The organism is Frankia sp. CcWB3, from assembly GCF_977927595.1.
This window is the reverse complement of sequence record NZ_CDWRCK010000175.1, coordinates 1-9,099: the sequence shown is the minus strand read 5'-3', so window position 1 is coordinate 9,099 and position 9,099 is coordinate 1. Positions and strand designations below refer to the sequence as shown.

Annotated in this window: 11 protein-coding genes, 1 pseudogene and 1 riboswitch; of the genes and pseudogenes, 8 read left to right on the top strand and 4 right to left on the bottom strand. The window is 73.1% G+C overall.

Annotation, left to right across the window (positions count from 1 at the left end; translation table 11 throughout):
- The first annotated feature begins 173 nt into the window (after positions 1-173).
- Positions 174-1,262: a site-specific integrase gene (locus ACY5KJ_RS13825; RefSeq protein WP_462203525.1), complete on the top strand. Its 1,089-nt coding sequence runs from the start codon at positions 174-176 to the stop codon at positions 1,260-1,262.
- Positions 1,263-1,319: 57 nt separating this feature from the next.
- Here ACY5KJ_RS13825 and ACY5KJ_RS13820 read toward each other — a convergent pair whose 3' ends face one another.
- The gene (locus ACY5KJ_RS13820; RefSeq protein ID WP_462187349.1) at positions 1,320-1,592 is read right to left on the bottom strand and encodes a hypothetical protein; all 273 of its coding nucleotides are present in this window, start codon (positions 1,590-1,592) and stop codon (positions 1,320-1,322) included.
- A gap of 481 nt (positions 1,593-2,073) precedes the next feature.
- On the opposite strand from ACY5KJ_RS13820, the gene ACY5KJ_RS13815 reads away from it, so the two are divergent.
- The 5 genes from ACY5KJ_RS13815 to ACY5KJ_RS13795 all read left to right on the top strand — a co-directional run bounded on the left by ACY5KJ_RS13815 (position 2,074) and on the right by ACY5KJ_RS13795 (position 4,933).
- The gene (locus ACY5KJ_RS13815) at positions 2,074-2,973 is read left to right on the top strand and encodes a hypothetical protein (RefSeq protein ID WP_462187350.1); all 900 of its coding nucleotides are present in this window, start codon (positions 2,074-2,076) and stop codon (positions 2,971-2,973) included.
- Positions 2,974-3,096: 123 nt separating this feature from the next.
- A complete protein-coding gene (locus ACY5KJ_RS13810; RefSeq protein ID WP_462187351.1) occupies positions 3,097-3,528 on the top strand; it encodes a hypothetical protein in 432 nt (143 codons plus the stop codon).
- A 186-nt stretch (positions 3,529-3,714) separates the two neighbouring features.
- A complete protein-coding gene (locus ACY5KJ_RS13805; RefSeq protein WP_462187352.1) occupies positions 3,715-4,440 on the top strand; it encodes a WD40 repeat domain-containing protein in 726 nt (241 codons plus the stop codon).
- Positions 4,356-4,544: a WD40 repeat domain-containing protein gene (locus ACY5KJ_RS13800; protein WP_462203524.1), complete on the top strand. Its 189-nt coding sequence runs from the start codon at positions 4,356-4,358 to the stop codon at positions 4,542-4,544. Before ACY5KJ_RS13805 ends, ACY5KJ_RS13800 begins: the two co-directional genes overlap by 85 nt.
- A complete protein-coding gene (locus ACY5KJ_RS13795; RefSeq protein WP_462187354.1) occupies positions 4,499-4,933 on the top strand; it encodes a WD40 repeat domain-containing protein in 435 nt (144 codons plus the stop codon). Before ACY5KJ_RS13800 ends, ACY5KJ_RS13795 begins: the two co-directional genes overlap by 46 nt.
- Before the next feature lie 54 nt (positions 4,934-4,987).
- Here the strand turns inward: ACY5KJ_RS13795 and ACY5KJ_RS13790 are convergent, their stop codons facing one another.
- A complete protein-coding gene (locus ACY5KJ_RS13790) occupies positions 4,988-5,119 on the bottom strand; it encodes a hypothetical protein (RefSeq protein ID WP_462187355.1) in 132 nt (43 codons plus the stop codon).
- A gap of 243 nt (positions 5,120-5,362) precedes the next feature.
- Between ACY5KJ_RS13790 and ACY5KJ_RS13785 the strand changes: the two genes are divergently transcribed.
- Entirely contained in the window at positions 5,363-5,539 is a 177-nt protein-coding gene (locus ACY5KJ_RS13785) for a hypothetical protein (protein ID WP_462203523.1), read from the top strand.
- 82 nt (positions 5,540-5,621) lie between these two features.
- Here the strand turns inward: ACY5KJ_RS13785 and ACY5KJ_RS13780 are convergent, their stop codons facing one another.
- Positions 5,622-6,239: an adenylate/guanylate cyclase domain-containing protein gene (locus tag ACY5KJ_RS13780; RefSeq protein ID WP_462187356.1), complete on the bottom strand. Its 618-nt coding sequence runs from the start codon at positions 6,237-6,239 to the stop codon at positions 5,622-5,624.
- A gap of 238 nt (positions 6,240-6,477) precedes the next feature.
- Positions 6,478-7,321 (bottom strand): annotated as a pseudogene (locus ACY5KJ_RS13775) (pentapeptide repeat-containing protein); the annotation flags it as partial.
- A gap of 184 nt (positions 7,322-7,505) precedes the next feature.
- A riboswitch (cobalamin riboswitch) is annotated at positions 7,506-7,587 on the top strand.
- A gap of 375 nt (positions 7,588-7,962) precedes the next feature.
- Between ACY5KJ_RS13775 and ACY5KJ_RS13770 the strand changes: the two are divergent.
- On the top strand, positions 7,963-9,099 hold a 1,137-nt coding region (locus ACY5KJ_RS13770; RefSeq protein ID WP_462203526.1), incomplete at its 3' end, for an ATP-binding protein.

Genomic DNA, 9,099 nt, shown 5'->3' with positions numbered 1-9,099 from the left:
CAGGCCCTAGAAGCTCAATCGCTGTTGAAGTCAAGTGCTGTTGAGGCCAAGGCGACGGCGTACCGGTGACGGCTATTACCGGTTCCCCGTCGGGCGGCCGAGGACGCCGCTGAGCTTCACACCGCGTGCCTCGGAGCCCGTCCACGATCCCGGGCGAGCCGCGGCGGACTAGGGTGGGTCTCGATGTTCCAGGATGTCCGGACGCCCCGGTGGTGAACGACGAGGCCACCATGCCGATCCCCGGCCCCCGTGCGCTACCGGCCGGCTCCGCCGGCGCGGCACAGCCGCCGGTGCCGGTCCTGGCGCCGGGCACCGACGGGCAGCTCACCGCCGATCTGCTCGCCCGGGTAGGGGACTACGCCCGCGCCGCGCGTTCCACGGCGACCTGGCGGGCCTACGACAGTGACCTGCGCCAGTTCCGGGCCTGGTGTGAACGCCAGACGGTGCCGCTGTGCCCGCTGCCGGCGACCCCGGCGACGGTCGCCGGTTACCTCGCCACGCTCGCCGACGCCGGGTACAAGCCCTCGACGATCCGCCGCCGGCTCGCCGCGATCTCCGTCTCCCACCAGCTCGGTCGCCATCCCAACCCGGCGAGCGCACCGGAGGTCTGCGCCGTCTGGGACGGTATCCGCCGCACCCGCGGGGTCCGCCCGGACCGCAAGACCGCGCTGGACACCTCCCTGCTGGCCCGGGTCGTCGCCGGGCTGCGCGACGACCACCTCGTCGACGTCCGCGACCGGGCACTGCTGCTGATCGGGTTCGCCGGCTGCCTGCGCCGCTCCGAACTCGTCGGCCTCGACGTCGCCGACCTGCTCGAGACCCCCGACGGAGTCGTCCTGACGATCCGGGCCTCGAAGACCGACCAGGAGGCCGCCGGTGCCCTGGTCGGCGTCGCCTACGGCTCCTACCGGCCGACCTGCCCGGTACGGGCCTGGCGGGCCTGGGCGGGCGCCGCCGCGCTGACCGACGGGCCGGCGTTCCGCGCGGTCAACCGGCACGGGCAGGTCGCGCCGGGGCGGCTCTACCCGGGCTCGGTGGCCCGGATCGTGCAGCGCCGGGTGGCCGCCGCCGGACTCGACCCGGCCGACTTCGCCGGGCATTCGCTGCGCTCCGGGTTCGCCACCGCCGCCGCCCGCGCCGGTGTCGCCGACCGGTCGATCATGCGCCAGGGCCGGTGGCGCTCCTCGGCGTCGCTCGACAGCTACGTCCGCGCCGGACGGCTGTTCGACCGCGACAACCCCTCCGGCCGCGTCGGGCTGTGAACCCGACCAGCCTGGATCGAACCCGACCGGCCTGTTGCCGTCCCGTGGCCGCGGCCATCACCGTCGACTCCGTAGGAAGCCGTCGACGATCAACGCGACCAGGACCCCCCATAGCTGGACGACGAGCCCGTCGGCGCTGACCAGCCCCGCCCGCAGCAGCGCGCCCCCGCCGGCGACCGCGACTATCGTGCATGCGGCGTAACCGGCCCGACGATGCCCGTCGGATTCGCCGTGACGGTCCCCGGCGACCGGGGAGTCCGGCCTCGCCGGCGCGCCCACCGCGGCGCGCGGGTTCTCGCGGCGGGCGCCGCCCGGCAGGCGAAGGAGCAACGGACGCGGGTGCTCGCGCCTGTCCCGACGGCGTCGTCGACGCGGGCGGCGATGATTCATCGCAGGATACTCCTCGGGAAGCGGGTGTCGAATAGCACGGCGCCTGGGCCTGTTCACTGGACCGGCGGTACCGGGCAATAAGGTGGCGTGGATCGAGTCCTGGCCTGCATGCACCCTTCTTACTCAACGCAAGGAATGCGTGGCAAGATGCTTCGTCACCGGACCAAGGGAGGTCGACGCCGATGCCGAATGCGGCAACCGCCGTGCATTCATATCCTCCTACGCGATGGATCACGCCGTATCCGGAGGGTCAATGGAGTCGAAATGAAATAACTTGCGCGTTTCGAACCCTCCACAGGCCTGTGACCTGCGATGATACTCTCGATCACGTATTTGTTACTTCATTACGTCCCCAATGCGGCAACTCCTGACGCATTCTTTCCGGCTCCCGCGTCCCCGCGATCGTCCACGAGAAGGTGCCATGTCCGGTAAACCACAACAGCCACCGCGCGCGACCGGGGACTCCCACCTCGACGCCCTCCTGGCCCGCCGCTACAAGGACTACGAGCAGCACTACAAACGGTACGGAGTGTCGTTGGGTGCGATCGCCCACGAGCTTGCCCCTGACGGGGCGGGCCGGGACGAACACCGCAACCTCGCGGCGCGGATCGGCCGCTTCTACCTGACCGGAACGGGGCGGTCCGCCGCCCGCTGGGCTTACTTCGAGACGGAGCTTCGGCTGTGGTTCTCCGCCGCGAAGACGCCAGCCGCGGAGCGAAAGACCATACTGGATGAGTACGCCGCGCTGTATCGCCGGGCCTTCCCGCACGCGACCGACGGCCCGTACGGGGCGCGGGCGGACACCGACGTGTCGTTCGAACAGCATGTCCAGAGTATCATGGCCGGGTTCACCCGGCTTCTCGGCACGAAGAGCATGCCCAGTGAATTGTCCGGTGAGGAGCTCCGGCGGATCGCCGGCGACCTGATTCCTCTCCTGGACAACAAAAGTATGTTCAATCCCTGCCTGGCCCTGAGCATGGAGATGACCAGAAGGCCGTTCGATGAGCAGAGCCGAGCGGCCGCGGAGGCGATCACCACGTGCGACGAACGGCTCGCTGAAATCGATCAGGCGCTCTGCGGGATCGGGGGACACGGTGTCCGGCGGCTACGCCGCGCCATCGCAGAGCACCGAACGGAACACCGTCGGATGCTTATGCTCCCCCCGATTGCCGACGGGGCCTTCCCAGACCTCGCCCGTACCGACGGCGTGCATCCGCCCGCAGGCACGGGATCGCCGTTGTCCGCCGGGTCCGCGGGGGGAAGGCCCGCCACGGGAACCGGATGTGACGGTGAACCGGATGTGACAATGGCCTGCCGATGACGGCACAGGGGGCGGTAACCGGTCCGCTTTCGGCGGCGGGAACGGCACCGGCCAGACTCGTCCCCCGATCGGCATTTATGATCATCTTTTTGGGGGTGGGGTGGGCGTGGCAGGCTGCCGGGTGTGAGCAGGGGCAGCGCCGCGGCCGATCACGTCCGCGGCACAGACGGCGAGGACGGTCCCCCGGCCGGGGCGGGCAGCACCCCGACCGATGTGCCCGATGTTTCCAATGGGCCCAAGGAGTCCGGTTCGCCAGGTGTTCCAGGTGTTCCAGGTGCGCCCGCCGGAGGCGGGCCGGACGCGGGTACCGATGTCGGGGCGGCCGCGGCGGGTCCGTCGTGGGACATCATCCTGTCCCACGCGAACGCGCCGCGGGACGCCGCGTGGGCGCGCTGGCTGGCCTGGCAGCTCGAGCAGGCCGGCTACCGGGTTGTGAGCCATCCGCTGACCGCGGCCCCCGCCGGGGACCCGACCCCGCCGGGGACACGGCGCTCCCCGGCGACCCCGCGCTCGACCTGGACCGGCATCTCACCCTCGGCGGGGAGATCCTGCTGATCTGGTCGTCCGCCTACCTGGCCGCGCTCACCCGCTCGGCCCAGGCCGGGGCCGCCGTGCCGGTGCCGGCGGTCCGGTCCCGCGGCGGGGGACGGTGCGAATGCCGCCCTCGGGGGAACGGGCGCCCCTGCCGGGGGAACGGCGCGGGGAGGACCGGCAGGGCGCCCGGCCCGGCCCGGCCGGGTCATGCTGGTACGGATCGAGGACCGCGCCCGGCCCGGCCCGTTCGGGCATCTGCTCGCCTTCGACCTGTTCGGGCTGGACGCCACCACCGCCCGCGACTGGCTGCTACGCCAGGTCACGGTCGTTGCCCCGTGGCCGGCCGGGGGGCTCGTGCCACCCCCCTTTCCCGCGGAAGTCCCGGCGGATGCGACGGGGCCCGGCCGGCGCCCGCACCGTTCCCGCGCCGGGCACGCACACCCGGGCTCCCGGGATCTCATCGCGGCACGACGGGTCGCGGTGCTGCCGCAGGAGCGCGGTCATCCGATGAGCGTGGCGTTCAGCCCCTCCGGCTCGCTGCTGGCCACCGGCGGCACCGACACGACCGTACGGCTGTGGGCGTGGGCGTTCCCCGCCCCGCCGCGACTGATCGCGACCGTCGGCTACGGGCGGCGGATCAACCAGGAGTGGGTGCGGGCGGTGACGTTCAGCCCGGACGGGCGGGTGCTCGCCGCCGCCGGGGACGCCGGCACCACCGTGCTCTGGCAGGTCGGCGACCCCACCCGCCCACTGCCGCTGATGACGCTGACCGGGCATCGCGGCTACCTGCACGATCTCGCCTTCAGCCCGGGGGCACGCTGCTGGCCACCGCCGGCGACGACCGGGCGGTGCTGCTGTGGGACCTGGCCGAACCGGGGGCTCCCCGGCGGGCTGCGGTCCTCGCCGGGCATCGCGGTCCCGTGCGGGCGGTGACGTTCAGCCCGGACGGGACCCTGCTGGCCACCGGTTCGCAGGACCGGACGGTGATCCTGTGGGATCTCGCCGACCCGACCCGACCCGGCCGGCGGCGACGGTGACGCTGACCGGCGCGCGCGGTCCCGTGCACACGGTCGCGTTCAGCCCGGACGGTGATCTGCTCGCCGCCGCCGGCAGGGACCGGACCATCCGGGTCTACTCGGTCGCCGGCCCCACGGCCCAGACCGTGCTGGCCGCGGTCGCCGACCATCGCCGGGCCGTGCACACGCTCGCCTTCAGCCCGGACGGCACCCTGCTCGCCGCCGGCGGCGGCGAGCAGACCGTGACCCTGTGCGAGGTCACCGATCCGGAGTGTCCCGGGCCCGCCCACCGGCTGCCCCCGCACGGCGGGCCGGTGCACGAGGTGGCCTTCGCCCCGGACAGCCGGCTGCTGGCCACCGCCGGCGCCGACCGCGTCACCGCCGGGTGGGAGCTGTTCCCTGGCCGCTGAGGGGCCGGGCCGGGGACGCCACGCCGGGATCGGGGCCGGCGAAGCGGTGCGCGTTCAGGCGTCGCCGAGATCCTGCCCAAGGGGGAGATGGCGGTAGATGGTGGTCCGTCCGCGCCGGGTGAGCGCGGCCACCAGGTCGAGTCGATCGGCACTCCGCCGGCGCGGGCGGCGCGGGCGGCCTCCCACATTCTCTCCTCCGCCTCGCAGGCGGCGTCGACTGAGGCGGACAGGGCGGCCATGAGCTCATGGTGAGCCTGCGTCCTCGGCGTCCACGGCGGGCGGGGCATCCACCCACCTTATGGGCGTACCAGATTGACATGCAAACACGTGGGAGATTAGCGTTTCAGATAGGTATGCGAACTGGGAATGTGATGCATCTGTCGCGGCATTGCCGCATTCTGGCCCTACCCGAGCATCCGAAGGGACCTCATGATGGCCAGATACACCTGCACGTACTGCGGTATCATCTCGGACCGGGTCCCCACCAAGGCCGAGGCATCCCAACTGCTCGCCACCCACATGCAGGTCCGCCACGGCGGGCTGGGCCGCGGCCCCCAACCGGCCGTCATCCCGCGGACCGGTTCACGTCGCGTCCGGCGCCGCTGACATTCCGCTGGCAGTCCCGCACCGCCCTTCGTCCCGCTCGCCCACGGAGCCGGGGCGGGGCACCGGGGGCGCCCGGTGGTGCTCAGGCGGCCGGCGACGGAGCGGCCAGTCCGATCAGCCGGTGCACACGCAACGGGACGGGCCTGCCCTGCACGACGAGGGGATCCGCCTCGCTCGCGGTGACGCTGTCCCGGACGAGATGATAGGTGGTGTCGCCGATGAAGATCTCGCCGGCGGGCGCGGCGTGTTCCAGCCGGGAGGCGACGTTCACCGGGTCGCCACTCACGCCACCGGCACTGACGCCACCGGCGGCGACGGTGACCTCGCCGGTGTTGATCCCGATCCGCACGCGCAGCCTCAGGTCCCGGTCGTGGTGACGTTCGGTGTTGAGCGCCTCCGTCGCGGCCCGGATCTCGAGGGCGGCGTGGACGGCGCGCAGCGCGTCGTCCACGTGCGGCTGGGGGACGCCGAACAGGGCGAACGCGGCGTCACCGATGAATCTCTCGACCGAGCCGCCGTGCGTGGAGACGATGGTGCGCACGAGGGTGAACGCCCGCCGCAGGACCTCCTGCAGCGATTCCGGGTCGATTCCTCTGCCGATGTCGGTGGTCCCGGTGATGCCCACGAACATGCTCGTGGCGGTGATGCAGGCGTCCCGTTCCGGGTCCTGCCGGATGTCGCCGGTATCCTCGCGTGCCATGGTCCCATCCTGACGCGCCGTCCCGCCGGTGAAGACGTGATTTCCGCGCCGTGGCCCGACCGGGGGATCGGGCCCGGCGTCGGCATAGCGCCGCCGACGACCGGTCTGCCGGTCAGCGGCGGCGCGGGGAACGAGGCGACCGAGGAGAACTCGCCGACCGCCGCGGCCGGGCCGCACTGGGCAACGACGAGGGGATCGGCGCGGTCCCGGGCGTGGGGTCCGAGCCTGCCGCCGGGCGCGTCCAGTGCACGGGGCGGGTCAGGGCCGGGGGCAGCGCCGTGGTGGCGTCCCCGCGGGCGGCGTCGAGCTGGGCCTGAACGACGAACAGGGCGCCATGCAGGTTGGCGCCGTGCAGGTCAGTGTCGCGCAGGTCCGCGCCGAGCAGGTCAGCCCCCTGCAGATCCGCGCCAATCAGGAGGGTTCCCTGCAGCGCCGCGCCGCGCAGGTCCGCCCCGGCGAGGTTCGCGCCGAGCAGGTCGGCGCCGCGGGGGCGCCGCCGGGGACGCCTGCTCCCGGCGCGGACCGGCAGCTCGGCGCGGACCAGGTCGCTGGCCTGCAGCAGCAAGCAGATGGACCGCCCGACGCAGCGCGGGGACGTCCACGGCGAGCAGCGTGTCAGCGTCGGCGCAGGTCAGCAGCGTGGTGCGGGCGCGGGCGTCATGCAGCTCGGCGTGCAGCGGGGCGGCGGCAGGCAGGCTCAGCGCCTCGCTCAGATACCACAGCAGCTCGTGCAGCGCCCGCATGACCGCGAAGACATCGAACATCCGCCGGGCACTGTCCGGTGCCGCCCGCCAGTCCCGCCCGCCGTAGGTGACCTGGCAGACCTGCTGCCCGGCGCCGAAGCAGTCGTACACGGCGCAGCCGCGGAACCCCCGCGGCCGCAGCTGCTCGTGGACAGCGCAGCCGAAGCCCGCGTTCAGGTTGGGGCAGGCCGTGCCGGCGGGTTTGTCAATCGCGAAGTCCACCGAGGCGGAGAACACCGGTGCCACGCAGCACAGCGCGAAACAGCGTCCGCAGTCGGCACGCAGCCGGCCGCGGGCGTCCCCGATGATTCCCGCGGCGGGATCGAGATCGTCGGGCAAGGTGTGTGCCCTTCTGAACGTCAACGGGAGACATCATTCTGACAGACGCGACCGCGGAGGATGAAGTCGCCACCCCCGTGTCCACCGGCCTCGGGCTGGCCTGGGGGCGGGATACCAGTTCGCCCGCGGTCCCCCCGCCCGCGATCCTCGGATATGTCATGCTGACAGACGCGACAGCAGGGGAGGAAGCCGGTACGAGTCCGGCGCGGTCCCGCCACTGTCACCGGGAAGTGAACCTTCCCGGGCATGCTCGCCGGCGAGGAGGCGGGCATGCCCGGCGATCGCCCGACCAGGGGTCCGGAGAGGAACCCCGAGCCGCCCGGGCGGGGCGACGGGCCACGGCCGCAGCGGCGGCTGGAAGGCCGAAGGTGCGCGTTGATCCGGGAGCCAGGATACTCCGGCCGTCGCCGTGATGACCATGGGCGAGGACCCTGGGAGGACCCCGGCATGCCCGTACCACTGCCAGACCGGCCACGTCGGCCATCCCGGCCGTACGCGCCGCACCCGTCGTACGCACCGCATCGGTGTCCGTCGTGCCGGTCGTGTCGATCCTGTCAGCCGCACACGGTGCACCGGCGACACCCGCTCGCCTCGACGGCGTCGACACCGTGGTGAGCTTCCCGCTGTCGGCGGTGGTCGGTATGGACGACCTGCGCCTGGCCCTGCTGCTCAACGCGGTCTCCCCCACGCTGGGCGGAATCCTCGTGCGTGGGGAGAAGGGCACCGCCAAGTCCACCGCCGTGCGCGGCCTGGCCGCCCTGCTGCCCCCGGTGGCGGTCGTGGAGGACTGCCGGTTCTCCTGCGCGCCGGACGCGCCGTCACCGGACTGCCCCGACGGCCCGCATCCCGCGCCGTCGCCGTCGCCGTCGTCACTGACCCGTCCGGCCCGGCTGGTGGAACTGCCCGTGGGCGCCTCCGAAGACCGGGTGACCGGTTCCCTCGATCTGGACCGGGCGTTGGCCGACGGGGTCAGCGTCCTGCGCCCGGGTCTGCTCGCCGCCGCCCACCGCGGGCTGCTCTACGTCGACGAGGTCAACCTGCTGGGGGACCATCTCGTTGACCTGCTTCTCGACGCCGCCGCCTTCGGGGTCGCCCACGTCGAACGCGACGGGGTGTCGGTGCGCCATCCGGCGGTGTTCCTGCTGGTCGGGACGATGAACCCGGAGGAGGGCGAGCTGCGTCCGCAACTGCTCGACCGGTTCGGGCTGACCGTGCACGTCGCGGCCAGCCGTGACCCGGCGGTGCGCGCGGAGGTCGTCCGCCGCCGGCTGGCGTTCGAAGCCGACCCGGCCGGGTTCGCCGCGACCTGGGCGGACGCGGAGGCGGAACTCGCGGCCCGGGTCGTCGCCGCCCGCGGCCGGCTCGGCACGGTCCGGCTCACCGACGCGGCGCTGCGGGCCGTCACCGCCATCTGCGCCGGCTGCGACGTCGACGGCATGCGCGCCGACGTGGTGCTGGCCAAGACCGCGATGGCACTCGCCGCGTGGGCGGGGCGGACCACGGTGCTCGCCGCCGACATCCGTACCGGTGCCCGTCTCGCGCTACCGCATCGCCGCCGCCGCGGGCCGTTCGACGCCCCCGGAATGGACGACGAGACTCTCGACGCCGTCCTCGACGAGGCCCTGGCCGGTCTCGACGAGCGTGTCGGGGCCGAACGCGAGACCGGCGAACGCGAAGCCGGGGAGTCCGGTGTCGGGGAGTCCGGTGTACCGGTGAACGGTGCGCGCCCCGATGACGACCCGCCCGACGGCGGCGGTTCGGGGGGCGCGCACCGGTGG

Coding starts and splice junctions, on each gene's coding strand:
- ACY5KJ_RS13780 (WP_462187356.1), bottom strand. CDS start 6,239: ATGGCACGCGAGGATACCGGCGACATCCGGCAGGACCCGGAACGGGAC.
- ACY5KJ_RS13785 (WP_462203523.1), top strand. CDS start 5,363: ATGATGGCCAGATACACCTGCACGTACTGCGGTATCATCTCGGACCGG.
- ACY5KJ_RS13805 (WP_462187352.1), top strand. CDS start 3,715: ATGCTGGTACGGATCGAGGACCGCGCCCGGCCCGGCCCGTTCGGGCAT.
- ACY5KJ_RS13815 (WP_462187350.1), top strand. CDS start 2,074: ATGTCCGGTAAACCACAACAGCCACCGCGCGCGACCGGGGACTCCCAC.